Source organism: Vibrio sp. TRT 2004 (assembly GCF_050113735.1).
Taxonomy (GTDB): domain Bacteria; phylum Pseudomonadota; class Gammaproteobacteria; order Enterobacterales; family Vibrionaceae; genus Vibrio.
Genome location: NZ_JBNJOH010000037.1, coordinates 1 through 25075 on the forward strand (window position 1 = coordinate 1; position 25075 = coordinate 25075).

General features: G+C 43.9%; 25 protein-coding genes. 5 read left to right on the forward strand and 20 right to left on the reverse strand.

All coding sequences use genetic code 11. The annotated features are described in order from the left end of the window. Window positions 1-342 precede the first annotated feature (342 nt). The 5 genes from hemN to ACQEXR_RS14530 all read right to left on the reverse strand — a co-directional run bounded on the left by hemN (window position 343) and on the right by ACQEXR_RS14530 (window position 4936). Window positions 343-1731 carry an oxygen-independent coproporphyrinogen III oxidase gene (gene hemN, locus ACQEXR_RS14510; protein ID WP_331417770.1) on the reverse strand — a complete coding sequence of 463 codons (1389 nt, stop codon included), beginning with the start codon at window positions 1729-1731 and terminating at the stop codon, window positions 343-345. Between the two features lie 184 nt (window positions 1732-1915). Further along, entirely contained in the window at window positions 1916-2404 is a 489-nt protein-coding gene (locus tag ACQEXR_RS14515; RefSeq protein WP_427020622.1) for a DUF2489 domain-containing protein, read from the reverse strand. A gap of 8 nt (window positions 2405-2412) precedes the next feature. Then, a complete protein-coding gene (yihI, locus tag ACQEXR_RS14520; protein WP_331417771.1) occupies window positions 2413-2964 on the reverse strand; it encodes a Der GTPase-activating protein YihI in 552 nt (183 codons plus the stop codon). Next, a complete protein-coding gene (locus tag ACQEXR_RS14525) occupies window positions 2964-3602 on the reverse strand; it encodes a class I SAM-dependent methyltransferase (protein WP_427020623.1) in 639 nt (212 codons plus the stop codon). The genes yihI and ACQEXR_RS14525 overlap by 1 nt, the downstream gene beginning before the upstream one ends. A 716-nt stretch (window positions 3603-4318) precedes the next feature. Further along, a complete protein-coding gene (locus ACQEXR_RS14530) occupies window positions 4319-4936 on the reverse strand; it encodes a c-type cytochrome (protein WP_331417773.1) in 618 nt (205 codons plus the stop codon). A 135-nt stretch (window positions 4937-5071) separates the two neighbouring features. Here ACQEXR_RS14530 and yihA point away from each other — a divergent pair, with 135 nt between their 5' ends. Further along, entirely contained in the window at window positions 5072-5737 is a 666-nt protein-coding gene (gene yihA / locus ACQEXR_RS14535) for a ribosome biogenesis GTP-binding protein YihA/YsxC (protein WP_331417774.1), read from the forward strand. Between the two features lie 725 nt (window positions 5738-6462). Here yihA and polA read toward each other — a convergent pair. The 3 genes from polA to hemB form a co-directional block, all read right to left on the reverse strand. Continuing rightward, window positions 6463-9258 carry a DNA polymerase I gene (gene polA / locus ACQEXR_RS14540; protein ID WP_427020624.1) on the reverse strand — a complete coding sequence of 932 codons (2796 nt, stop codon included), beginning with the start codon at window positions 9256-9258 and terminating at the stop codon, window positions 6463-6465. A gap of 626 nt (window positions 9259-9884) precedes the next feature. Continuing rightward, window positions 9885-10322: a GNAT family N-acetyltransferase gene (locus tag ACQEXR_RS14545; RefSeq protein ID WP_426953097.1), complete on the reverse strand. Its 438-nt coding sequence runs from the start codon at window positions 10320-10322 to the stop codon at window positions 9885-9887. Window positions 10323-10388: 66 nt separating this feature from the next. Beyond that, complete coding sequence (gene hemB, locus ACQEXR_RS14550; protein ID WP_138973700.1) at window positions 10389-11438, reverse strand: porphobilinogen synthase; 1050 nt, start codon at window positions 11436-11438, stop codon at window positions 10389-10391. A gap of 150 nt (window positions 11439-11588) precedes the next feature. On the opposite strand from hemB, the gene ACQEXR_RS14555 reads away from it, so the two are divergent. After that, window positions 11589-12350 (forward strand): TatD family hydrolase, encoded by a 762-nt coding sequence (locus ACQEXR_RS14555; protein ID WP_427020625.1) that lies wholly within the window; start codon window positions 11589-11591, stop codon window positions 12348-12350. Between the two features lie 64 nt (window positions 12351-12414). On the opposite strand, the gene tatC is transcribed toward ACQEXR_RS14555, so the two are convergent. The 7 genes from tatC to rmuC all read right to left on the reverse strand — a co-directional run bounded on the left by tatC (window position 12415) and on the right by rmuC (window position 18590). Further along, the gene (tatC, locus tag ACQEXR_RS14560) at window positions 12415-13167 is read right to left on the reverse strand and encodes a twin-arginine translocase subunit TatC (RefSeq protein ID WP_331417778.1); all 753 of its coding nucleotides are present in this window, start codon (window positions 13165-13167) and stop codon (window positions 12415-12417) included. A 63-nt stretch (window positions 13168-13230) separates the two neighbouring features. Beyond that, a complete protein-coding gene (gene tatB, locus ACQEXR_RS14565) occupies window positions 13231-13662 on the reverse strand; it encodes a Sec-independent protein translocase protein TatB (protein WP_426953095.1) in 432 nt (143 codons plus the stop codon). 3 nt (window positions 13663-13665) lie between these two features. Then, a complete protein-coding gene (gene tatA, locus ACQEXR_RS14570) occupies window positions 13666-13902 on the reverse strand; it encodes a Sec-independent protein translocase subunit TatA (RefSeq protein WP_138973696.1) in 237 nt (78 codons plus the stop codon). A gap of 50 nt (window positions 13903-13952) precedes the next feature. Then, window positions 13953-15587 carry a ubiquinone biosynthesis regulatory protein kinase UbiB gene (ubiB, locus tag ACQEXR_RS14575; protein WP_138973695.1) on the reverse strand — a complete coding sequence of 545 codons (1635 nt, stop codon included), beginning with the start codon at window positions 15585-15587 and terminating at the stop codon, window positions 13953-13955. Continuing rightward, window positions 15584-16189 carry a ubiquinone biosynthesis accessory factor UbiJ gene (locus tag ACQEXR_RS14580; RefSeq protein ID WP_138973694.1) on the reverse strand — a complete coding sequence of 202 codons (606 nt, stop codon included), beginning with the start codon at window positions 16187-16189 and terminating at the stop codon, window positions 15584-15586. The genes ubiB and ACQEXR_RS14580 overlap by 4 nt, the downstream gene beginning before the upstream one ends. An 11-nt stretch (window positions 16190-16200) precedes the next feature. Beyond that, window positions 16201-16983: a bifunctional demethylmenaquinone methyltransferase/2-methoxy-6-polyprenyl-1,4-benzoquinol methylase UbiE gene (ubiE, locus tag ACQEXR_RS14585; protein WP_138973693.1), complete on the reverse strand. Its 783-nt coding sequence runs from the start codon at window positions 16981-16983 to the stop codon at window positions 16201-16203. Window positions 16984-17039: 56 nt separating this feature from the next. Then, window positions 17040-18590, reverse strand: a complete 1551-nt coding sequence (gene rmuC, locus ACQEXR_RS14590) for a DNA recombination protein RmuC (protein ID WP_426953094.1) — start codon at window positions 18588-18590, stop codon at window positions 17040-17042. A gap of 166 nt (window positions 18591-18756) precedes the next feature. Between rmuC and ACQEXR_RS14595 the strand changes: the two genes are divergently transcribed. Beyond that, window positions 18757-19662 (forward strand): DMT family transporter, encoded by a 906-nt coding sequence (locus ACQEXR_RS14595; protein WP_427020626.1) that lies wholly within the window; start codon window positions 18757-18759, stop codon window positions 19660-19662. Window positions 19663-19693: 31 nt separating this feature from the next. Here the strand turns inward: ACQEXR_RS14595 and ACQEXR_RS14600 are convergent, their stop codons facing one another. The 4 genes from ACQEXR_RS14600 to ftnA form a co-directional block, all read right to left on the reverse strand. Beyond that, window positions 19694-20518 (reverse strand): HDOD domain-containing protein, encoded by an 825-nt coding sequence (locus tag ACQEXR_RS14600; protein ID WP_138973690.1) that lies wholly within the window; start codon window positions 20516-20518, stop codon window positions 19694-19696. A gap of 88 nt (window positions 20519-20606) precedes the next feature. Beyond that, a complete protein-coding gene (locus tag ACQEXR_RS14605; RefSeq protein ID WP_427020627.1) occupies window positions 20607-21800 on the reverse strand; it encodes an NAD(P)/FAD-dependent oxidoreductase in 1194 nt (397 codons plus the stop codon). Between the two features lie 106 nt (window positions 21801-21906). Then, window positions 21907-22230, reverse strand: coding sequence for a universal stress protein UspB (gene uspB / locus ACQEXR_RS14610; RefSeq protein WP_269378141.1), 324 nt, complete (start codon window positions 22228-22230; stop codon window positions 21907-21909). Window positions 22231-22299: 69 nt separating this feature from the next. After that, complete coding sequence (ftnA, locus tag ACQEXR_RS14615; RefSeq protein WP_138973687.1) at window positions 22300-22827, reverse strand: non-heme ferritin; 528 nt, start codon at window positions 22825-22827, stop codon at window positions 22300-22302. A gap of 156 nt (window positions 22828-22983) precedes the next feature. On the opposite strand from ftnA, the gene uspA reads away from it, so the two are divergent. Further along, window positions 22984-23409, forward strand: a complete 426-nt coding sequence (uspA, locus tag ACQEXR_RS14620) for a universal stress protein UspA (RefSeq protein ID WP_269378142.1) — start codon at window positions 22984-22986, stop codon at window positions 23407-23409. Window positions 23410-23465: 56 nt separating this feature from the next. Beyond that, a complete protein-coding gene (locus ACQEXR_RS14625; protein WP_426953093.1) occupies window positions 23466-24347 on the forward strand; it encodes a carboxylate/amino acid/amine transporter in 882 nt (293 codons plus the stop codon). A gap of 65 nt (window positions 24348-24412) precedes the next feature. Here the strand turns inward: ACQEXR_RS14625 and ACQEXR_RS14630 are convergent, their stop codons facing one another. Then, window positions 24413-24982, reverse strand: a complete 570-nt coding sequence (locus ACQEXR_RS14630; protein WP_427020628.1) for a hypothetical protein — start codon at window positions 24980-24982, stop codon at window positions 24413-24415. Window positions 24983-25075 lie beyond the last annotated feature (93 nt).

Below are 25075 nucleotides of genomic sequence, written 5' to 3' on the forward strand. Positions count from 1 at the left end.
TGTGTGTAATAACACTCACTCTTAATCAAAAAGCGTGCCAAAATGAAAATGTATATATTTCAACAATTTAAGCATTTTCTAATATACGGGCTGGGCAACTTTTTGCTCGAATCGAGCAAGATCTTGCCCAGATCGAGCAAAAAGTTGCCCGGAAGCAAGAAATGTACCGAGGAGACTGTGAACCATCACAAATGATGAAAAATCAGAAAATACCCCACTGCTACAGAGGGGGCGTTCGCAACAGTATGGTTTGCTATCCAGTGCGTTCAAACCACTGTAAGTGATAGGAGTTAAGCTTTAACGCTGGCTTTTCAGATTCAACATCGTCCAATCGAATAATGGCTAGATGACTCGAGAGAATTGTTGCTGCCTTGCCTTAGCTCTTAGGTACTTATCGAAACACATACAGATGTTACGGATAAGCAAACGGCCACGCAGTGTGACGCGAATTTCTTGGTCATCCACTTCAACCAATTCATCATTGATAAAGGTCTGAAGTAACCCTAAGTCTTCTTTGAAGTACGTATTAAAGTTCACACCGAATTCTGACTCTATCTGAGTTTTATCAAGTTTGAAGTTACAGATAAGCTGTTTAATGACTTCACGGCGTAGTAAGTCATCACTATCAAGAGCTACGCCTTTCCATAGAGCATGGCGCTGATCGTTGACTTGCGCATAGTATTTCTTGAGCTCTTTCTGGTTCTGAGCGTAAGCATCACCAATCATTGAGATAGCAGAAACACCAAATCCGACCAAATCCGCTTCACCTTGTGTGGTGTAACCCTGGAAGTTGCGGTGCAACACACCATTTCGCTGAGCAACCGCTAGCTCATCATCCGGCTGGGCAAAGTGATCCATACCGATAAACTGATAGCCTGCGTTAGTGAGCGTCGCAATGGTATCTTGCAAGATAGCCATCTTCTCTTCAGCTACTGGTAGATCTTCATCTTTGATTTTACGTTGAGCAGCAAAGAGTTGTGGCATGTGAGCGTAGTTAAATACAGAAAGACGTCCTGGGGTCATCTCCAGTACTTGCTTCAGAGTCGCCGCAAATGACTCTTTTGTCTGCTTAGGCAAACCGTAAATAAGGTCTAAATTTGTCGAACGGAAGCCAAGCTCTTTCGCTCGCTCAACCATAGCAAAGATAAACTCCTCATCCTGCTCTCGGTTAACTAGCTTCTGAACTTCTTTATTGAAATCCTGAACACCGATACTCAGACGGTTAAACCCTTCGCTACGCAAGTGATCCAGCATATCCAGTTCAATTTCTCTTGGATCAACTTCGATACTGATTTCTGCTTCAACCTCAAAAAAGAACTCACCACGGAGAATGGCCATTAAACGGCTAATCTGCGCTTTGGTTAAGAAGGTTGGTGTACCACCACCAAAGTGAAGCTGAGTCACTTTTCGCCCTTGCAGTAGTGCCGCACGCGTTCTAATTTCCAGTTCCAGTACATCAAGGTACTCATCCGCTTTATGAGCATGACGAGTAATCACCTTATTGCAACCACAGTAGTAACAAAGCTTGTGGCAGAAAGGGATATGAATGTATAGCGACAAAGGACGCTCAGGATACTGCGTACAAGCCATATCATAGTCGGCGACAGTGAAGGCCTCGTGAAACTCCAACGCGGTTGGGTATGAGGTATAACGAGGACCAGAGTAGTTGTACTTATCTAGAACGGCTTGATCCCAGACAATTTGTTGGCTTGCGACGACAGGCTGCGACATGATGGTAGTTCCGTTTGGGCTGTAAGACTTAATTTGGCTTAAGAAGCCATTGTAGTTAGCAGGCTATTTTGCCACACCTAGATGATAGTCGTCGGGGGACTGGCTGCATTTTGAGTGGCAATACTCAGAATTGATAACTCGATCACTACCCTTTTAGGATAGGTGATCGAGCTATAATACCAATCTAGATCATTTGAACATTGATCTGATTATTCAGCGGTTGAACCTTTTTCTGCAGTTGCTTCAATTCTTCAACAATCGCATCCTGAAGACGAGACTCTGCTTTGTGACGTTCTAGGTTTTGTTTCATGCGATCTTGCTTAGCAAGTTTCTGGCGTTCTTCTCCACGCGCCATATCTTTAACGATATGGAACAGTTCCGATGTCGCCGGATACTCTTTATCAAAATCAACCCTATCTTCACCCTGAACATAATCCATGATGTTGTATAGGCGGATACTCACCTCAGATAGGTCACACTGCTCTTGGATGCCCGCTAAGCAAAGGACGTGGACGCTTTCAAAAATGTTGGCATTACGTTTTTCAATTGCAAGCTTTTGATGCTGCAATTGCAATTCCTTTTGCTTTTTAAGCTTGAGCAGAAGGTAACCCGCATATGATGCTAAGCCGAGAATAATCACTCCGCCCGCGATGGCTAATAAGGTTACATTCATTGGCTCACTTATCCTTTAAATTGGTTCAAATCCAGATCTTCAAACTGAGAGAGTAAATCGTCATCCGATTGTGCTTTCTTGTAGCTTGCTTCCACCATTGGTGATTCATCCGCTGGTTGCTCTGAATCATCTTCATCATAGATACCCAATTGCTTCATCAACACTTCAATGCGCGCAAGTTTCTCATCAACGTATTTCTGTAGGCCTGCACCTAGGTTTTCACCTTCATCAATACGGTCAAGCAACACGTTCAGTTGAGCGTCATTTTCTAGCATCTCTAGCTCTTGTTCAGCATTGAGACGTCGCTCTGATTTGGTTAGCTTCTTCTGCGGCTCGACAATCAAAGGAATCTTTTTCTTGCTGCCTAAACGCGGATCACGCTGCTGACCAGCTGTTTGTGACTTGTGCTGTTTTTCGTCAGAGTTGCGGCTGCCAGTCTTTAGACCTTTGCGCTTTTTATCTCTTTTACGTAGACGTCCTTCAACGTCTGATTGTGTGCGGTTACGTACAACGATAACGTCGTTGTGACCACCAGATCTCTTTTTCTTACTACGGCTCATTACTGGGCTTTCCTTAGTAAAATTACATCATTACCAATAAATTCAAGCTCGAGCTGATCCCGCTCTGCCAGATAGCGAAACGTATTGCGACTAAAAAAGACCACATGCGTAGGATCATTTTTATAGTGCCATGAGGCAAACGCTTCAACATCAATGACCATTTTGGTCATTAGACCAATCCAGCCACCTGGCTTAACTAAATTCAACCATTGCTGCCACACTTGGTTAGGCTGATATAAGTGCTCTATTACTTCAGTGGCAGTCATAAAGTCATACGTTTTACTCAACACCTCAGTATCTGGGTGATAGTAAATATCGTACAAACTCATGGTATGTCCCTGCTCTTGCAACATTAATGATAATGTTGGTCCCGGGCCACAACCAAAATCAATTCCGTGAGAACTTGGCTCAATACGCTCTAATATGGGGTCAGAGACCCTAGATAAAAAGCGTCGATACCCTTCATCGGCTGGTTCATTCTCATGCAAATCGTAGTGGGCTTTTTCTTCTTTTGCATCTAAACGATGATCAGGATTAACGAAAACAAGCTCACACTGCTGACAGCGAAGATACTCTCGTCGCTTATCTGCATAGTAGTGTTCAATCTCCAAGCTTTGGCAAAGGGGGCAGTTATGCATTGTTCCATCCTCAAACGGGGATGCGAAACATACCAGAAAGTCTCCTTAGAGTGGAGCACTATTGTGCAAATATTCATCGATTCATGAAAATTAGGAATAAAAAAAGCGATAGAGCTACTCTATCGCTTTCTAAATGCCTTTCGGCCAAACTGTGTTGCACTTATTTTAGCGCATCAATATTCCATTTGTTTTAGGTGCTTTCCCTGCCAAAAGTGTTGTTTGCCACCATCCTGGTGAGTTTTGGCTTTCCTTTTTACTTCCTGCTACCTGAGCTATTCCTTAGCCTGATCCCTTCCATTGTCTTTAACCATTAGACAAGGTGACCATCCTTATCAAGTAGGTGTCCTACCTACCCTGTATCCATTCTTCAACTACCAAGCGTCCATTACTTGCTTCCATGGAGACTTCCTAGTCTGGTATCCGATATCAACGTCCTGCTGATGAACACACTTTAGCGTTTTACTCTCATTGAACAATCCACTAACAAGAAAAAATACGATTATTTTCTTGTGATTTTTTTATTCATTTATTTTTCAGTTACTTATAAAAACACATGAGAGAAATGAAGTGCAACATATGGTCGATCTCTCACAAACAATAGGGATAGATCATCCATCGTTGACCAAATTGAAATGTGACCAAGCGCAAACGAAAAAGCCCAGAACTGAGTCTGGGCTTTTTCTTTACAACTTTATGCTCGAACGGATAAGTAGGGCTTAGTGCAGGCCACCAACGTATTTAGAAAGCGTATCAATATCTTCATCCGTTAGCTTTTTCGCGATATCACGCATCATAGCGTTCATATCGTTAGCGCGATTGCCATCACGGAATTTCTCAAGTTGGGCTTTGATGTAATCTGCATGCTGGCCAGAAATTTTAGGGAAGCCAGACAATTCAGTACCATTACCACGAGGGCCATGACACGCAATACATGCTGTTAAACCACGCTCAGCATCACCTGCGGAGTACAGCACCTTGCCTTTTTCAACAACATTCTCTGGAGTTGTGTTGTTAGAAATAGGAAGTGATGCGTAGTAAGCAGACAGATCTTGCATGTCTTGCTCTGTCAGCGGCATAGCCATGCCACTCATGACAGGGTCGTAACGACCTTGCTTTCCACCACTGGTCATACCCAGTTTCAGATCTTTAAGCTGCTTTTCAATATATTTAGCATGCTGACCTGCTAGCTTAGGGTACATTGCGAGTTGACTGTTGCCATCAGCACCATGGCAGGCAACACATGTTAGGGATTTTGCTTTACCAGCTTCAATGCTGCCTTGGGCCCACACAGAGCAGCTGGCTAAAAGACTCAAGATTAGCGCTAATTTCTTCATGACATTCCATTATAATTATCAAGCTTCCGGTACCACTCATGGTACAATAGGCGACCTTATGCCGAGCACGGTTATTTTACACAATTTCACAAAAAAGTAATCAATCGACTACACAAAGTCGAGATGGAGTTAACAGTGAGCGTAAAAATTCATTATCAAAACACGCATTTCATCACTAGTGCACCTGATATTCGTCATTTGCCAGAGGATGAAGGTATCGAAGTTGCGTTTGCTGGACGCTCCAATGCGGGTAAGTCGAGCTCTTTAAATCGCCTGACTAATCAACGTAGCCTTGCGAAAACCAGTAAAACCCCAGGTCGTACACAACTTATTAACCTTTTTAAAGTGACAGAGGGTTGCCATATTGTCGATCTTCCTGGATACGGTTTTGCTCAAGTTCCTCTAGAAATGAAGAAAAAGTGGCAAAAGTCTTTAGGCGAGTACCTACAAAAGCGTCAATGTTTGAAAGGACTGGTCGTGCTAATGGATATCCGCCATCCAATGAAAGACCTAGACCAGCAATTAATTTTCTGGGCGGTAGATAGTGGCATTCCTGTTCAAGTCCTGCTTACTAAAGCTGACAAGTTAAAAAGCGGTGCTCGCAAAGCCCAAGTGTTGAAAATAAAGAAAGACGCTGTCGGCTTTGGCGGAGATGTTAGTGTCGCTGCTTTCTCATCGCTTAAAGGCATTGGTGTTGACGTATTACGTAACAAACTTGATGAATGGTTTGCACCAGCACTAGCAGAAGCTCTGATTGATGAGATTGTTGACGAAGAAAATAGTGACAACGAAATCGAATAAGCCCGGATTGTCGTGATATCTAGCCCTGCCTCACTGGTGGGGCTTTTTTATTTGGGCTATCTGAATCCGATAATAAAAGCCCCACCTTGTCAGATGGGGCAACGGGAGAGAATAGGTATTATTAGTTATTATTCGCTAAGGATCTGTTATCTGCCGTTGCAAATCAACTTAATCTCTCCAACTAGAATCCTTCATCAATCAAAAGACAATCAATAACAAACCATTGATTTGATTAGTTTTATTTCAAGTTAGATCTACATTTCACGACGCAGCAAGGTTTTGATTTTCGAGTCAAAATAACCAAAGTGTGACTGGTAATAAGTTACATATTTTCTTTTAGTTACAAAACTGAAGATAGAGATGGTTTGCTTTGATGATATAAGACAGGAATAAAGGCAGCAGAAATGTTACTTGGATAGAGCCACAAAGTTTTACTTGGCCCAATAAAAAACGCCCCAGTCAAAAGCTGACTGGGGCGGCTGAATCAGCCTAATCCAATAACGTGAAACAAAAGGTCTGAAAGATAGAACATCTTACCTCTGTACCCTACGTCGATTAATGTACAACAATTGGTCAGAAATGAAAACCACTTTTGTAAGTTTTTTTCATTAAAATTTTGTTAAGCAACATTTAGGCAGAATGCCCCGACACTTTATTCACGCCAAAAAAAAGCCAGCGTTTGTGCGCTGGCTCATATTAATCTCATTGAAATGGCTATTTTTTGTCTAGTGAGCCTGTTCCCAGTTATCACCATGACCCGCTTCAGCCACAAGAGGCACTGCAAGTTCAGCTGCTGATTCCATTAATTCTTGTACTTTACTTTCAATTTCGGTCAAAGCTGACTCTTGAACTTCAAAAACCAGTTCATCGTGAACTTGCATCAGGAGTTTTACTCGACCATCACCTTCAGCTTGAATCCACTGATCGACTAACAACATCGCTTTCTTGATGATATCGGCCGCAGTTCCCTGCATTGGAGCGTTGATTGCCGCTCGCTCTGCAGCTTTGCGACGCATGCCATTACGAGACTGAATTTCAGGTAAATGCAAACGGCGACCAAAAATGGTTTCAACATAGCCCTGCTCTGCTGCTGCGCTACGAGTATCTTCCATGTACTGCATGACACCTGGGTAACGTTCGAAGTATTTGTTCATGTAGTCTTGCGCTTCGCCACGAGGGATACCAAGTTGCTTCGCCAAACCAAAAGCACTCATGCCGTAAATCAGACCAAAGTTAACCGCTTTAGCGCGACGACGTTGTTCAGAACTCACTTGCTCTATTGTGATGCCCATGATCTCCGCAGCCGTAGCAGCGTGGATATCTTTACCTTGCTGGAACGCGTCCAGTAGTGCTTTATCACCCGATAAGTGAGCCATAATACGCAGTTCGATTTGCGAGTAGTCGACTGCCATGATCTTGTACCCGTGAGGCGCCACAAATGCCTGACGAATTCGACGGCCTTCTTCATTACGGATAGGGATATTTTGTAGGTTAGGATCCGTTGATGACAAGCGACCTGTCGCAGTGACAGCTTGATGATAGGAAGTATGCACACGGCCTGTCACCGGATTAATCATCTTCGGTAGCTTATCCGTGTAGGTCGACTTCAACTTCGCTAAGCCACGATATTCTAGGATTACTTTAGGTAACGGATAATCTAGAGCCAGTTCTTGCAGTACTTCTTCATTAGTTGATGGCGTACCAGATGGCGTCTTCTTAATAACAGGCAGAGCCATTTTTTCAAATAATAGAACCTGCAACTGTTTAGGAGAGTTCATGTTGAACTCTTGCTCAGCGATCTCATACGCCTTCTGCTCTAGTTCATCTAAGCGTAGGGCGATTTCCTGAGACTGGGCTGCGAGTTTCATATCATCAATGAGAACACCAGTACGCTCAATACGAGAAAGAACAGGCACCAACGGCACTTCTATCTCTTGGTAGATCGATTTAAGCTTAGCGTCTTGTTCGATGTTTTCCATCAAGCGGTTGTGAAGACGAAGTGTGACATCGGCATCTTCGGCTGCATATGGTGAGGCTTGATCAAGCTCAATCTGGTTGAAGGTAAGTTGCTTTTTACCCTTACCAGCAATCTGTTCAAATGAGATACAGCTATGCTGAAGGAAACGAAGTGCCAAGCTATCCATATCGTGCTTGCCGCCAACGCTGTTATAAACGTATGACGCTAACATGGTGTCATGCTTGATGCCTTTCATCTCAATACCATAACGAGCGAGCACGCTAGCATCGTATTTCAGGTTTTGTCCCACTTTCGCTTGGTTATCGTCTTCTAGTATTGGCTTCAACTGCTCCAACACCCAATCACGGTCTAGCTGCTGAGGTGCATCAAGGTAATCATGGGCAACAGGAACATAAGCGGCTACGCCCTCTTCTGTCGCAAACGACACACCGACTAAATTTGCGACCATGTAATCTAGGCTGTCAGTTTCTGTGTCGAAAGCGAAGACTTCCGCTGATGTTAGTTTCTCTAGCCAAACGTTGAATGTCGCTTCATCCAGAATCGTCTCATACTGACTACGATCTATGGTCACTGCCGATGTATTCATATCTGGCACTGAGCTTGCTGATGCACTATTAATCTGAGCACCTGACTTTTCGTCGGCTGCTACGACACCCGTGCCACCATCAAGCAGCTCATTTAACCATGATTTAAACACTAACTGACCGTAGAGCTTAATCAATTCATCTTTATTCGGTTCCGCCTTGAGAAGTGATTCAGGCGTGCAATCTAACTCAACATCCAGTTTGATGGTTGCCAATTGGTAAGAAAGCTCAGCATTCTCTTTGTTATCAATTAGCTTCTGCGCCATGGTCTTAGAACCACGGAACCCTAAGCCTGCGATATCATCAAGGTTTTCATAAAGTTTATCGATACCACCGATCCCTTGTAGCAGTGCCGTGGCCGTTTTATCACCAACACCAGGAACCCCAGGAATGTTATCCACTTTGTCGCCCATTAAAGCGAGGTAGTCGATGATCAACTCAGGAGGAATACCAAACTTCTCAACCACTCCTTCACGATCCATTACCACGTTAGTCATGGTATTGATCAGTGTGATGTTGTCGTCGACCAACTGAGCCATGTCCTTGTCACCCGTACTAATCAGTACCGGCATGCCTTCTTGCGATGCTTGGTAAGCTAACGTACCGATGACATCATCCGCCTCAACTCCGGGAATGCAGATCAATGGTAAGCCCATTGCACGAATGACGTTGTGCAATGGTTCGATCTGACAGCGTAGATCATCGGGCATCGGTGGTCGGTTTGCCTTGTACTCTGGATACATGTCATCACGGAAAGTTTTACCTTTCGCATCAAAAACCACAGCAATACGGTCAGAAGCAAATTGACGCATCATGCTGCGCAACATATTCACCACACCATAGACAGCGTTGGTAGGAATATCACCATTGCTCATCGTGCCTGGATAAGCATGGAATGCGCGATAAAGGTAAGAAGAACCGTCGATTAGGATTAACGGATTATCAGGAATATGAGCCATAGCTTGTACGTATCCAAAGAGAATGCAAATAAGATCTGCCTAGGATGCCATGACTGCGAGAGTGAATCCATTTTAACTCTTTGCGACCGACTCACACATTTGCACATTCCTTTTTCAACACAACGCCAAAATTGTGGATAACTCTGTTTATATAATTTACCCACAGGATATAAATGGTTAGCAAAAAGACAACCAGCACAACATAACTACATGTAATAAAAGAACATTTAATTAGATCGATCATTCCCAGCTCGATCTAACAATGATCCTTGACTGTGGAAAAGACTATTGGTGTCCTTTTGTTCATCCAAAAATCTTAGCTATAAAAAAAGCGACATCTTTCGATGTCGCCTAGCAAAAAGGGGTCAAAGCATATTCAGGTGAATGTCTCTGCTTTGCCATAAAGCTATAAATTACACTGGAAGCAATGTGAGCAATGTCGTGTCAAAAAGAACTCGTGCAAGTTCGATTAAGTTCAGTGTCATCACCGTCTCCATATTGAATCTGGTAACTCAACGTCCTTGTGAACTTCTCTCATTCCCTAAGACGAGACAAATAATAACCATTCTCATTTGATGCGTCAATATTTAAATGAGAAAAAATCTCATTTAATTTTTATGACAGTGCTATAACTGCTTTACGAAGTGGATTCTACTCTCTATCAGTGGATGCTTTTCTTCAAAATTTTCAATCAGATATCCATTTCTAACCAGCAGTCTTAACATCGCAGGAAATTGATTTCTCGATTTCACTTTTAGCTGCTTATAACCCTGCTCTGCTACCCACTGTTCTTGAATTTCCAACAGTTTTTGCGCCACACCTTTATTACGAGCCAGCGAAGAAACACCTCCGAACCAGCTGTAAAAGGTGTGCTCATCCAATTGATAGCCAATTTTAAAGCCAAGTAGCTTGTCCCCTTCTTGCGCGACCTGAATCAGAGATCGAGCTTTACCTTCCAAGCGCGCCGATAAGCTTTCGAGCGTCTCTTTATGAGCAAACTCTTGGATCTGCTCTACAACTTGGACACACTCTGCGAGCGTTCCCTGACGATAAACTACACTCACTATCAAACTCCTAAACGAAAAAAGGCTGACAACTGCCAGCCTTTCGAAATTACAAACTCATCACAACTATTCTTGCTCTTCTCGTAAGAAAGTCGCTGCTTGAGCATTTTCTTCCGCTAGCCACTCTGCTACGTCTTTGGCAAAGTAGGTCAGAATGCCATCAGCACCTGCGCGCTTAAAGCACAACAGAGATTCCATCACCGTCTCACGCTCTTTCAACCAACCATTGGCAAAGGCCGCTTTGTGCATCGCATACTCACCAGAAACCTGATAAGCAAATGTTGGAACTTGTAGTTCAGACTTAACACGACGAACGATATCAAGATAAGGCATGCCTGGCTTAACCATAACCATATCGGCGCCTTCGTTGACGTCCATCGCGACTTCGTGAATCGCTTCATCACTGTTCGCCGGATCCATTTGGTAGTTCTTCTTATTGCCACCTTTAAGGTTGCTAGCACTACCAACCGCATCGCGGAATGGGCCGTAGTAACATGACGCATACTTCGCAGAGTAAGCCATGATCTGAGTATTGATGTGACCTGCCTGCTCAAGCGCTTCTCGAATTGCGCCGATACGACCATCCATCATGTCAGAAGGCGCGACGACATCTGCGCCTGCCTCTGCGTGTGATAGCGCCTGTTTAATCAGAACTTGAGTGGTTTCATCGTTAAGTACGTAACCCTCTTCATCAATGATGCCGTCCTGACCATGTGTGGTGAACGGATCAAGAGCCACATCTGTGATAACACCGATTTCTGGGATGTGCTCTTTTAGAGAGCGAACTGCACGTTGCACCAAACCTTCTGGGTTGTACGCTTCCGCTGCGCACACACTTTTTGCGTCTTGATTCACAACAGGAAATAGAGCAATCGCAGGCACACCCAACTGAGCAAGGTATTGAGCTTCTTCTAACATCAAATCAATAGAAAGACGTTCAATGCCTGGCATAGATTCCACGGTTTCGCGGCGATCTTTACCCATTAAAATAAACATTGGGTAAATCAAATCATTTACAGACAGTTGGTTTTCAGCCATTAGACGGCGGCTAAAGTCATGCTTGCGCAGACGGCGCATGCGACGGCCAGGGAACTGACCTTGAATCGAAACTGACACTCTATTCTCCTTGTCTGGTGAAAGTGCTTGGATTGCATAATATCACTCCTTGGTAGTGACGCTAGCAACAAAGCAGAAAAATGCAAAAAATGACCAAATGCTCACACTGCCGTATACTGGCATCCATTCAATGAGTTCCAGAGACAGACCATGATCGATACCCATGCGCATATCTATGCCAGTGAATTTGATGCAGACCGTGATGACGTAGTTAAACGGGCCCTAGCCCAAGGCATTGATAGAATATTGTTACCTAATATCGACTTAGATTCGATAGAGCCAATGCTCGCCACTGAAGCGCAATACCCACAGATTTGCCGTTCGATGATGGGACTCCACCCTTGCTATGTCGATGGTAATGTCAAACAGACGCTAGATATCATCTATTCATGGTTTGAGAAACATCGCTTTATTGCCGTAGGCGAGATCGGTATTGACCTTTACTGGGATAAAACCTTTAGAGTAGAGCAAGAGATGGCCTTCATCACACAGCTCAATTGGGCTAAAGAGATGAAACTGCCGGTTGTCATCCATACGCGAGATTCGATCGAAGAAACCCTGGGCTTACTAAGTCAGGAACAAGACGGTTCCCTATCAGGCGTGTTCCACTGCTTTGGTGGCAGCCTCGAAGAGGCTAAAGCAATCAATGACCTCGGATTCCACCTCGGCCTTGGAGGCGTGTCTACTTTCAAAAATGGCGGAATGGACAAGGTGATACCTCATCTTGATATGAACTATGTCATCCTTGAAACAGACTGCCCTTATTTAGCACCTGTTCCTCATCGTGGTAAGCGTAATGAGCCCGCTTATACCGCTTTGGTTGCCCAACGCATCGCTGAGCTACGTCAAATCAGTGTCGAGCAGGTAGACCAGTTAACCACACAAAACGCAACAACCCTGTTTGCCCTTTGAATCAACATCTCTTAAACGAAAAAGGCTTGCCGATTGGCAAGCCTTTTATGTCTTTGGCAGAAGATTAGACTTCTTCTTCCTGTTCATCAGCCTCGTCCTTGCGAACATAGAAACGAGCAAAGAATAAACCCACCTCGAAAAGCAAACACATCGGTATTGCCAGCAAGGTTTGTGAAATCATATCTGGTGGCGTTAGCATCATACCAACGACAAATGCGCCGACCACAATATATGGACGTTTTTCACTCAAACTTTTCGGTGTGGTTGCACCTGTCCAACACAACAAAATAATTGCGACTGGAACTTCAAATGCAATACCAAATGCGAGGAATAGAGCCAGTACAAAATCGAGATAACTCGAAATGTCTGTCGCAAACTCCACCCCACCCAACGAGATAGCGGTGAAGAATCCAAACACTAACGGAAATACCACAAAGTAGGCAAAAGCAACACCACAGTAAAACAGTAGTGAACTTGAAAACATAAGTGGCATGATGAGTCTACGTTCATGTTTATATAAGCCCGGTGCAACGAAAGCCCAAACTTGATAAAGAATAAACGGTACCGCGAGAAAAATAGACGCTATTAATGTCAGCTTTAACGGGGTAAAGAACGGAGATGCAACATCAGTTGCAATCATCGTTGCCCCTTCTGGTAAACGCTCTACCAAAGGTGCAGAGATAAACTCATAGATATCATTGGAGAAATAGATCAGCCCTATGAACACCACCAACACGGCTAGAATTGCACGTAATAAGCGATTTCGTAGCTCCAATAGGTGACTGATCAAAGGCTGTGTCTGCTCAACAGAAGACATGGAAACCTCTACTCAAAAAAATCGAAAAGGAGCTGCAATTAAACAGCTCCTCCTAATGCGAGACTATTCGGCTTTTTTATCTGCCTGTGGCGATGGTTGAGGAGATAAACTCTCAACCTTCTCCCCGGAGTCATTGGCGCTTGGAACGGATTCAATACTCTCATTCACTGTCTCAGACTTATTCAATGCTGAGTCGCTTTTGCTCGCATATGGGCGCTGTACATCTTGCGCAGCTTGCTTCAATTGCTCTACCGAAGCCTTCAGATCTGGGGAAAGGTCTTCCATCCCCATTTGTTCCGCTTTACGCAAGTTTTCTTGCAGTTCTTGTATCTTAAGCTCGTGAGAAAGCTCGTCTTTCACACTGTTCGCCATATTCTTTGCTGCGCCTATAAACTTAGAGACACTGCGAATTGCATGAGGCAAACGCTCCGGACCAAGAACCACCAGCCCAACGACAGATATTAATACCAGTTCCCAAAAACCGATATCAAACACGAGTTACGCCTGCTCTTTGTCTTTCTTAGTTTCAGCAGTCGCGTCCGTTTTCTGCTGCTCTAGGTTCTTTTGCTCGAAGTCAGCGTCTTTCTTAGCTGCATCATCTTCACTCATCGCTTTCTTAAAGCCTTTTACTGCACTACCAAGATCGCCACCAATGCCACGTAGTTTCTTAGTACCAAACAGCAGAACAACGATGACAGCAATAATTAGAAGTTGCCAAATACTAATACCACCCATTCTTTTTACCTCGGGTCTTATTAAACAAAATTATTTCAAGAGTTTAACGTCTATCGACGATAAGCTCGCCAACTAAGCAACCAAAATGTGACGCCACCTAGTGCACTCACCATTGAAAGTTGCTCATATGTGCTGTTGACCAATATTGCCGAGCATACGACTAATGTGGCACCAACACCAAATAAAAATTTTCCTGTCGCTTGCTGACGCTTGCTGGAACGATAACCTTGATATAGCTGATCGATACGCTGATTCATCATCTTGCCCTGACGCAAGCTGTCATACAGAAGCTCAGGCAGCTCTGGCAATTTTTCTGCCCAGAACGGCGCTCTATCTTTCACCGCATTAATCACCGCCTGAGGCCCTACTTGGTTCATCATCCACTCTTCGAGGAATGGTTTAGCGGTTTCCCACAAATCCAATTGAGGGTATAGCTGTCGACCTAGGCCTTCCACATAGAGCAAGGTTTTTTGTAGCAAAACCAACTGAGGCTGAACTTCCATATTAAATCGTCGTGCTGTATTGAAGAGATTCAATAGCACATGACCAAATGAAATTTCGCACAAAGGCTTTGCAAATATAGGTTCACATACAATACGGATAGCAAATTCAAACTCATCCACATTGGTTTCACGTGGAACCCAACCTGACTCAACATGCAGTTCAGCAACTCGGCGATAGTCTCGGTTAAAGAAAGCCAAAAAGTTCTCTGCTAAATAGCGTTTATCTTCACTATTAAGCGTACCGACAATGCCACAGTCTAAGCCTATCCAACGAGGATTCTCAGGGTGCTCCGGCTCAACAAACACATTGCCCGGATGCATATCAGCATGAAAAAAGCTGTCTCGAAATACCTGAGTAAAAAACACGCTCACACCACGTTCCGCTAGCAGCTTCATGTTAGTGCCATTCGCCTTCAGACCTTCGATGTCCGATACTTGAATGCCGTATATTCGCTCAGAAACCATGACAGTTTTATTACTGAAATCAGTAATCACTTCTGGAACGTAAAGTTCTTCACTTCCTTCAAAGTTTCGTCGCAGCTGAATCGCGTTCGCCGCTTCACGTCTTAGATCAAGCTCATCAAGTAAGGTTTTCTCGTACTCACGCACGACCTCGACCGGTTTTAAACGACGTGCTTCAGGAAGTGCTTTTGCGACTATACGCGCCATGCGGTACATCAGTTTTAGATCTGCATCAATGACCGGGCGAATATCTGGCCTAATGACCTTTAATACCACTTCTTGGTTAGTCGACTTAAGCTTAGCCGTGTGAACCTGAGCAATGGAGGCCGAAGCCAGCGGTTTGATATCAAAATCATCAAACCAAGTGTCAAGTGCACCGCCTAGCGCCTGCTCTATTTGCTGTTTAGCTAGCTGACCATCAAATGGGGAAACCTGATCCTGCAATAAGGCAAGTGGATCGGCAATCTGAGGAGGAAAAAGATCGCGACGTGTCGACATCATCTGACCAAACTTAATCCATACCGGACCAAGTTCTTGCAGCGCTAGTCGCAGTCTATCGCCAAGTGGCTTGTCTGGATGTTGATTCTTAATCCAGAACAGACTTTTTCGTGCTAACAGAGGCGCTTTAGTTAATTGATGATTGGGTAGCAACTCATCAAGACCATATTCCAATTGGACTCGGATGATTCGGTATAAGCGACGCAGCTCAGTTAAGGTCATGCACGCTCCAATAGCTGATTAAGTTTCGCTTCCACACGTGCAGCTTGGCTTCTGACATCATCAACTTGATCACAGAAGTGAGCAATTTCAAGTGGCGCAGGAGCTATTTTCCATTCTTCAGTTAAGACTTGAGCAAGGTGGTTTTGATGCTTAGTCGCTTGTGACTTAATCATTTGACCCACGTTGGCAGCGCCTTTCACGACAGTGTGAGCAACCACATCACCAGTCACTCTAGACAACCACTCTTCAATGTCAGGTTTGCAATCCGTCATAAGCTGAGAGAACTTCTGTGCCAGTTGGATATCACCTTCAAGAATCAACTTATCTTGTTTGATCAAACGAGTAATGTTGGATTGCTCACGCAATTCTGGAAGCACAGATAGATTGAGGGATAAGTAACAATCTGGCTCGCCTTCATAGTTTGCCAACACATCAATTTGCTGGCTAAAGATAAAGGTTAGTGTTTTATTCAGTTCTTTGAGATGAACTTGAATAACCTGACCTTTTAAACGGGCAAGACGACGACCCAATTCTGGGTCATCCTTAATTAGAATGTTGAGCGATGTTTCAATCACTGCCGTTACAAGTGGTTCAAATGGCATAGCGGATAACCTTAGAATTTGTAACCACGGTGCAGCGCAACGATGCCACCAGTCAGATTGTAGTAACTGGTTTGCTCAAAACCGGCTTCGTCCATCATCCCTTTTAGCGTCTCTTGATCTGGGTGCATACGGATAGACTCTGCAAGGTAACGGTAACTCTCTGCATCGTTGGCCACCAGTTCACCCATTTTCGGCAATAAATGGAAAGAGTAACTGTCATAAACCTTTGATAGAGGTTCAAATACTGGCTTAGAGAACTCAAGCACAAGCAGACGACCACCCGGCTTTAATACACGGTACATGGAACGCAGTGCTTTATCTTTGTCCGTTACATTACGTAAACAGAAGCTGATTGTAATTGCATCAAAATAGTCGTCAGGGAAAGGGAGTTCTTCCGCGTTAGCCTGAACATAATGAACATTACCAACAATGCCATTGTCACGTAACTTATCACGACCCACGTTAAGCATTGAGTTATTGATATCCGCGAGAATGACATGACCTTTTTCGCCGACGATACGTGAGAATTTAGCCGTCAGATCACCTGTACCACCACCAAGGTCAAGAACACGCTGACCAGGACGAACACCACTGCAGTCGATCGTAAAACGTTTCCATAAGCGATGGATACCACCTGACATCAGGTCATTCATGATGTCGTACTTAGCTGCCACAGAGTGGAAAACTTCAGCAACTTTTGCGACTTTCTCTTCTTTCGCTACGGTGGTGAAACCAAAATGCGTGGTTTCATTAGATTCTAAAGCTGTATTCGATTGCACGCTTGTATCCGTCATTGTGATTCCTCTTCGTACAGTGCATTGAATTAATACGACCTAAGCACTGCGGGCGATTAGTTTACTTTATCCTCATCCGTATGTCTTTCAGCGAACGAGTCATTTTTATCCAAGCTTGCATTTTCTGTGAATTGATCATGATGTGCGAGCTGAGCTAAGTCATTTGAGATGGATTTTTTCACCTCCACTCCGAGCTGCTTAAAGCTTTCTGCCTGACGAATCACATTACCTCGTCCGGTAACAAGCTTATTCATCGCCCCTTGATAATTCTGATTCGCTTTGTCAAGCGCACCACCTAAACTCTCCATGTCGTCAACAAACAAACGCAGCTTGTCATAGAGCTTACTAGCCCGTTCAGCAATGATTTGTGCATTTTGGTTTTGACGCTCATTACGCCATAAATTATCAATGGTGCGTAAAGCAACCAACAAGGTCGTCGGACTGACTAAAATGATGTTCTGCTCCATTGCATCTTTGACTAGGCTTGGGTCTGCCTGAATCGCAACTTGGAAAGCAGGTTCGACGGGAATGAACATCAATACGTAATCTAAGCTCTGGATACCTTTTAGTTGATGGTAGTCTTTCTGGGATAACCCTTTGATATGAGCACGAATTGCAAGTAAGTGGTCACTTAAAGCACGCTCCCTATCATGGTTAGTTTCCGAGTTGAAGTAACGCTCGTAGGCGACCAGTGCCATCTTCGAATCCACCACGACTTGCTTATTCTGCGGTAAATGAACAATGACATCTGGCTGATAGCGTTTTCCAGCCTCGTTCTGTAAGCTGACTTGAGTCTGATACTCATGTCCTTCACGTAATCCCGATTCCGCTAACACCCTTGCAAGTACCACCTCACCCCAGTTGCCCTGCTGCTTGTTATCACCTTTCAAGGCTTGAGTGAGATTCAACGCTTCCTTACTCATCTGTTCATTGAGACGTTGTAGATTCTTAAGCTCATGAACTAAGGTATGGCGCTCTTTCGCTTCTTGATTGAAGCTATCACTAACCTGTTTCTTAAACCCTTCGAGTTGCTCTCTTAGCGGCGTCAGCAAACCATCGAGGCTTTGACGATTTTGCTGATCAACCTTTGCGGTTTTGGCGTCAAACAACTGGTTAGCAAGATATTCAAATTGCTGCTTTAAACGTTCTTCTGCTTGTTCCAGTAACTGTAGCTTCTCATGATTAGATTTATTCTCTTGCTCATGACGTGCTTCCTGCTCACGCAACTGTGCTTCAAGCTGAGATTTTTGTTCACGAAGACGATCTAAATCATCAGCGTACTGCTGGCGTTCTTGTTTCACCGCTTCAAAGTAACGCAGCTTCTCAAGCACCGCCATCAACTTTCCGTGAGATTGTTTAATTTCAAGAGCCGCTCTATCACGCTCACCATCGAGTTCATCAAGATCTTGCTGAGCTTCTGCCAGCTCCTTCTCTAGTTGTGCTATTTGCGTACTCGCCAACTGTTGATTCGATTCTACTTGTTGTTCAAGGAGCTGTTGGTTAAAACGCATTTTTTGTTTGACCCACCAGCCAACGACCAACCCACTGGTTATTGCACTGATCATTCCACTAACCAGCACGCCTTGATGCTCAAGAATCCATTGCATAATAATGATTTAACTCTTCATATTTCGATAGTTTCAATGGTATTTGACCACTGGATAAATGTCCAGTTTGTCGGCTGGATATCGAACAGCTAGACTAGGCGCTCCGCACTCTGTACCACACCAATGGCTAACGATATACAAGTCATTGGTTTTATTAAGGAACATCATGAACGAGCGTCGCGCTTTAGGATTAGGTTTATCGGCTGTATTACTCTGGTCAACGGTAGCCACTGCTTTCAAACTCACTCTGGCAGAGTTCTCTCCAATTCAAATGCTTACCATCGCAAGCATTGTCTCTGCCATTGCGCTTTTGGTCATATGTACCGTTCAAGGCAAGCTCAAACTATTACCAAGCACGTTCCTCTCTAACCCTTGGTACTACATACTACTTGGCCTGATAAACCCTCTTGCCTACTACATTATTTTGTTCAAGGCCTATGATTTGTTGCCCGCATCTCAAGCACAGGCTATCAATTACAGCTGGGCGATTACTCTTACTCTGATGGCCGCTGCTTTTTTAGGGCAAAAGATTCGTAAGCAAGATTGGCTTGCCTGTACCTTTAGCTATCTTGGGGTCATTGTGATTGCCACTCAAGGCGATGTTCTCGGTTTGAATTTTGACAGCCCACTTGGCGTTGGTTTAGCACTACTTTCGACTCTGTTGTGGGCAAGCTACTGGATTCTCAATACCAAAAACAAAGCGGATCCAATTGTTGGCGTGCTATTAGGTTTCCTAGTCGCAATCCCTTGTGCTATTGGTTTAGCCCTGTATGAAGGCCTTTCCTTTACACAGATATCGACTCAAGGCTGGTTTGCGGTGACCTATGTGGGGCTTTTTGAAATGGGTGTTACTTTCGTCTTATGGCTAAGTGCATTGAAACTCACGCAAAATACGGCGCGTATTAGCAACCTAATTTTCGCCTCACCTTTTATCTCATTGATGCTACTGGCAAGCATTATCGGAGAGCAGATTCATCCATCCACTCTCATCGGGTTGGTCTTAATTATAGTGGGCTTGGTGATCCAGCAGATAAGATTTGGCAAAAAGGATGTTAGCAAACAAGCCATCTAACAGATTCACAACCAATCACTGGCCTATCTATTTAGAACAATTGATAGGCCAGTTCGCTTCCCTGACCACGCACTTTATCAATTTTGGACGCCAGTTCTGGCGATACATGCAGAGCTTGAGCCGCTTTGCTATTGGCTAAATAGCGTTGCTTTTCATGTTCGTCAAACATCGCGTCCCAACTCTGATGAGCATCACGAGCTAAGTACATCAGACAAGCGAGTCGTTTGGATTCAACCGCTTTGGCAGGGTGATTAACATTGGCTATCGCATCCACCAGCTCATTAGGAAACTTCCAACTTTCTGCCAATACTGCGCCAAGCTGCTGAGCATCAACACCAAGCACTTCCCTCTGCACCAAAGCCGCATTTTCTCCATTTGCGACACGCTGACTAATCGCAACCGCTTTTTCCGGTTCTAATGTGTGAATCATTAACTCGCCGATGTTATGCAAAATACCCGTTGTGAACGCTTCATTAGGATCGAGTTTGATATCTTTTGCGATGGTACTGGCGATCGTGGCCACTTCAAACGTGCCAGCCCAGTAGTCTTTGATATTGAGAGTTTCTATTTTTGGAAAGCTACAAGCCAAAATAGAGGATGAGATAAGATTGCGAATGGCTCCGATACCGATACGAACAATGGCATCATTAATATTGGAGGTACCTTTAACGCCTCCAAACTGAGCTGAGTTTGCCATCCTCAACACACGAGCCAGCAGCACCTGATCCATAGCCATTTTATGTGCAAGCTCACTAAAGTCGATTGAGTCACGGTTAACCATCTCGAGCAGTTCTTGCAAAACACTTTCGATACGAGGTAATTCATTTATACGAGATATCAGTGCTTCTTGGCTCATAGAGTTCACTCCTTCGCTACCCTTCACTTTTTTATAGGATAAGTGTAGTACCTACGAGTGAACTCTATTCATATTTACTTCACGAAAATTACACCCACTGACCCGCCACAAAGCCCGAGCTCCAGCACCACTGGAAGTTATAGCCGCCGAGCCACCCTGTTACATCCATTACTTCGCCAATAAAGTACAAGCCTTTGATTTGCTTACACTCCATTGTTTTTGAAGAAAGATGATTAGTGTCCACGCCACCCAGAGTCACTTCTGCGGTTCGATAGCCTTCAGTTCCATTAGGCATTACCTGCCAGTTTTCCAAGGTATGGGTGATCTCACCAAGTTGCTTGGTGTTAAATTGTTTAAGCGGCTTATCTTGCAGTACTTTTCTATCGATGAGTACTTCAACTAAGCGCTTAGGTAACACCTTCGCCAGGGTATTCTTCAGTGTCTGATTTGGGTGCTTCTCAAGTGAGCGTTGTAGCAGTTCATCAATATCAGCTTCAGGCACTAGGTTAATCGTCACCTTCTCTCCTGCCTTCCAGAATGACGAGATCTGTAGTACCGAAGGACCTGACAATCCACGGTGAGTAAATAGCAGCGCTTCCTTGAACATTGTGCCATCTTGAGCAGTGATCTCAGCAGGAACAGCAATTCCAGATAACTCAGCAAATGCTTCTTTATCTTCTTTGTGCAGAGTAAACGGCACAAGACCTGCTGTGGTTGAGATGACCTCTAGACCAAACTGTTCCGCAATCTTGTATCCAAATGGTGTCGCGCCCAGCTTAGGCATAGAAAGTCCGCCCGTTGCAATAACTAACGATTGGCATTCAATCACATTGGTGTTGGCATGCAATACAAAACCATGCTCGGTTTTCTCAATTTGGTGAACATCTTGCTGATAACGTTGTGTAATCGATGGTAAATCGCATTCAGCAAGCAGCATTTTCACTATGTCTTTTGACGTGTAGTCACCAACGCAAAATAGCTGACCATGATCACGCTCTTCAAACTCAATACCATGTTTGCTGACCATGGAAATAAAATCCCAATTGGTATATTGAGATAATGCCGATTTAACGAAGTGAGGGTTTTGGCACAGGTAGTTATTCGCTGACACATCGTAATTAGTAAAATTACATCGACCACCACCAGCAATAAGAATTTTACGACCTGGCTTTTTAGCATGATCGAGCACTAGTGTCTTACGGCCACGTTTCCCAGCTTCCGCCGCACACATTAGCCCCGCAGCGCCAGCTCCGATGATGACAACGTCATACTTTTCCGTCATGAATAGCTACTCATTTAAACCAATAAAAAAGGATGTGCGTTATGCACATCCTTAGCAATTTGAAAGGTTATTTTAGCGATATTTACTTTGAATGCCAATTCAACACTCAGAGAATCATCGCTGCGAGCAGGGTGACACCTAGTAGAGAGGTCGACAAGATGAACAGCTCTCGCACTCGATCACACTTACCTGTAAACACTTCATCATGATGGTGATGGTACTCTTTACTCTTGAGGTAGTGAAATAAACGAACTTGCTTAGTGACATTACCGTGGGTAGTAAAGAAGCCGTTGCCATCCACTTGCTGGTAAAGCAAAGGATGAGCCTCTCGCATAATGTAAATGAGTGAGCGCAGCGCGGTAAGATAGCGAACCATGTTCACCAGCGTCACCATCAATAATGCAAATAGAATTGTGTCTGCATTGATCATCTTTTCCTCCCTACATCTTCTCAAATGCCCAGAGAAAAAGACGACCTAAACTAGAGTGTCTTTCGCCGATTACTCAGCAGGGGCATCCATTATTGAAGATGAACCTTCTTTTGCCAAAGCCGCTAAATCTTTATCAATAAAGAACAGCGCTTTACCATCTTCACCAACAAGATCTAACTTATCTAAAATCCCTTTAAATAACTTCTCTTCCTCGTGCTGCTCAGCCACGTACCACTGCAAGAAGTTGAACGTTGAATAGTCTTGTGATGTAAACGCAAGATGAGCGAGCTTATTGATTTTTTCAGTAATCATTTGCTCATGCTCAAAAGTCTCGCGGAATACATCTCCTAGGCTATTGAACTCGTGCTTAGGTGCTTCAATAGCACCCAGAATCGGCATTGATCCTGTTTCACTTACGTAAGTGAAAAGACGTTGCATGTGCTCCATTTCTTCTACAGCGTGCTTACGTAAAAATTCAGCCGCACCTTCGAATCCTTTGTCTTCACACCAAGCACTCATTTGTAAGTATAGATTGGATGAGAAAAATTCGAGATTAATTTGCTCATTCAATTGATCAACCATTGCTTGAGAAAGCATGTACCACTCCTACTAAGTCTATGAAGTTAAATTGACTATATCATGTTCATCACCTTAACACTTTGCTTAGCAAATGTGGATCTGAGATCACTCCTACAAAATTTATCAATCTGAGGTGCTAATCTTTAATCAACACCCTCACAAGGAGATAGCACTATGAGTTATCAACATATTTTGGTCGCTATTGATCTCTCGGAAGATAGCAAGCTCTTGGTCGATAAAGCGGTATCTCTGGCCAAGCCTCTTGATGCTGTAGTTTCATTTATCCATATCGATGTGAACTACGCAGAGCTCTACACAGGCTTAATTGATATCAACCTAGCAGAGACTCAACATCAGGCAATCGAAGCGTCTCAAAAACAACTTCAAGAGCTGGCAGAACACGCCAATTACCCGATTAAGCATACCTTGGTCGGCAGTGGTGATTTGAGTAATGAGCTGTGCGATACAATCAATGAGTTTAATATTGACCTAGTGGTCTGTGGTCATCACCAAGACTTCTGGAGCAAACTGCTCTCTTCAACTCGTCAGCTAATCAACTGTTCGCCTGTTGATATGTTGGTAGTACCACTTAAAGACTGATTGATAGTAAATATTGGTATAAACTGCTCGATAATTTTTGATAATGAGTCTTAGTTATGGGGTATTTATCCGCGGTCACTTTATTGTGGGCTTTCTCTTTTAGCCTGATCGGCGTCTATCTTGCTGGTCAGGTTGATTCTTGGTTTTCTGTATTGATGCGAGTGGCACTGGCCAGTCTCGTCTTCTTGCCATTCTTACGATTTAGAGGTGTCGACAAAGGCCTAATCGTTCGTCTAATGGTCATCGGTGGCTTCCAGCTCGGCCTGATGTATTGCTTCTACTATCAATCTTTCTTGTTACTCTCTGTACCAGAAGTACTGCTGTTTACTGTCTTCACTCCTATTTACGTGACCATCATTTACGACCTCTTGAAGAGACGCTTCTCTCCATGGTACCTCGTGACTGCCGTTATCGCCGTTGCTGGAGCTGCTTTTATTAAATTTGCCGGCGTAAATGAGAATTTTGTTGTTGGTTTCTTGGTCGTGCAAGGGGCGAATATCTGTTTCGCCATTGGACAGGTTGGCTACAAGTACCTAATGGAAAAATATCAGGTAGAACTTCCTCAACACACCATCTTTGGTTACTTCTATCTAGGGGCATTATGCGTTGCAACTGTCGCTTTTGCTCTTATGGGTAATATCGAAAAAATGCCGACAACTAACACGCAGTGGGGAGTCTTGATTTACTTGGGTCTTATTGCTTCAGGTCTTGGCTATTTTGCTTGGAATAAAGGCGCAACCATGGTCAATGCTGGCGCTCTTGCGATCATGAATAATGCCCTCGTACCGGCAGGTCTTATCGTTAACATCGTTATTTGGAACCGAGAGGTTGATGTCACTCAACTCACTATTGGCGGTGCGATCATTTTGCTTTCATTGTGGGTCAATGAAACTTGGGTAAAGAGAAAAGTGCAGCAAAGTCATCAAGCGCTAGAGTGATCTCTTTATAATGCCTCGTACATAAAAAACGCTCTCCTTGTTGGAGAGCGTTTTTTATTGTTCATTTAGTGGATGTTAGAGCCACTTACGACATCCCGCATTTCCGAAATGGTTGCCGCTAAGACCAACGTATTCGGCAATTTTGTCTCAAGCTTTTGCTGCTTTTTGAGCAGTTTTTGTTGCTTCTTGGCCAACTTAAGCAGCTTCTTTTGTTGCTTGTAGTATTTTTTGAGTGTTTTCTTCGCGCGTTTAATTGCTCGCTTACTAGGTAAATCACCCAGTTTGGGCAACATAACTTCCGTTTGCTGATTGAGTATTGATGGTTGAGGTTGTGCTACCTTCTCTTTGACACGCTCAACAACCTTTCTAATCGCTTGAGCCTTGTCTGGTGAAGGGATAACTTTAGGTGTCTTCGGCAAAGCTTCGGCAAGTAAAGCACAGTTTTTTTGTTGCTCAACTGGCTGATTTTGACAAGATTTCGGAGGAATTGCCGCTGGTTTACAAAGCGAGGCTTTCGATGATGAAGATCGAGCACATGAACGGCAGACATACTTGGTATCGCTTACCAAGCGGTGAATTTCACCTAAGCTATCAGCGATTTGTTTACGGTTCATCTTACAAAGACGTTTAGTCACGCCACCACCCCAACTAATAATACGAATAATTCTTAGTAAGATATAACCATTTAATCAATAATAAGCAAGCGCAAACATCGCAGAATTAAAACA

Coding starts and splice junctions, on each gene's coding strand:
- hemN (WP_331417770.1), bottom strand. CDS start 1,731: ATGTCGCAGCCTGTCGTCGCAAGCCAACAAATTGTCTGGGATCAAGCC.
- ACQEXR_RS14515 (WP_427020622.1), bottom strand. CDS start 2,404: ATGAATGTAACCTTATTAGCCATCGCGGGCGGAGTGATTATTCTCGGC.
- yihI (WP_331417771.1), bottom strand. CDS start 2,964: ATGAGCCGTAGTAAGAAAAAGAGATCTGGTGGTCACAACGACGTTATC.
- ACQEXR_RS14525 (WP_427020623.1), bottom strand. CDS start 3,602: ATGCATAACTGCCCCCTTTGCCAAAGCTTGGAGATTGAACACTACTAT.
- ACQEXR_RS14530 (WP_331417773.1), bottom strand. CDS start 4,936: ATGAAGAAATTAGCGCTAATCTTGAGTCTTTTAGCCAGCTGCTCTGTG.
- polA (WP_427020624.1), bottom strand. CDS start 9,258: ATGGCTCATATTCCTGATAATCCGTTAATCCTAATCGACGGTTCTTCT.
- ACQEXR_RS14555 (WP_427020625.1), top strand. CDS start 11,589: ATGATCGATACCCATGCGCATATCTATGCCAGTGAATTTGATGCAGAC.
- tatC (WP_331417778.1), bottom strand. CDS start 13,167: ATGTCTTCTGTTGAGCAGACACAGCCTTTGATCAGTCACCTATTGGAG.
- tatA (WP_138973696.1), bottom strand. CDS start 13,902: ATGGGTGGTATTAGTATTTGGCAACTTCTAATTATTGCTGTCATCGTT.
- ubiB (WP_138973695.1), bottom strand. CDS start 15,587: ATGACCTTAACTGAGCTGCGTCGCTTATACCGAATCATCCGAGTCCAA.
- ACQEXR_RS14580 (WP_138973694.1), bottom strand. CDS start 16,189: ATGCCATTTGAACCACTTGTAACGGCAGTGATTGAAACATCGCTCAAC.
- ubiE (WP_138973693.1), bottom strand. CDS start 16,983: ATGACGGATACAAGCGTGCAATCGAATACAGCTTTAGAATCTAATGAA.
- rmuC (WP_426953094.1), bottom strand. CDS start 18,590: ATGCAATGGATTCTTGAGCATCAAGGCGTGCTGGTTAGTGGAATGATC.
- ACQEXR_RS14595 (WP_427020626.1), top strand. CDS start 18,757: ATGAACGAGCGTCGCGCTTTAGGATTAGGTTTATCGGCTGTATTACTC.
- ACQEXR_RS14600 (WP_138973690.1), bottom strand. CDS start 20,518: ATGAGCCAAGAAGCACTGATATCTCGTATAAATGAATTACCTCGTATC.
- ACQEXR_RS14605 (WP_427020627.1), bottom strand. CDS start 21,800: ATGACGGAAAAGTATGACGTTGTCATCATCGGAGCTGGCGCTGCGGGG.
- uspB (WP_269378141.1), bottom strand. CDS start 22,230: ATGATCAATGCAGACACAATTCTATTTGCATTATTGATGGTGACGCTG.
- ftnA (WP_138973687.1), bottom strand. CDS start 22,827: ATGCTTTCTCAAGCAATGGTTGATCAATTGAATGAGCAAATTAATCTC.
- uspA (WP_269378142.1), top strand. CDS start 22,984: ATGAGTTATCAACATATTTTGGTCGCTATTGATCTCTCGGAAGATAGC.
- ACQEXR_RS14625 (WP_426953093.1), top strand. CDS start 23,466: ATGGGGTATTTATCCGCGGTCACTTTATTGTGGGCTTTCTCTTTTAGC.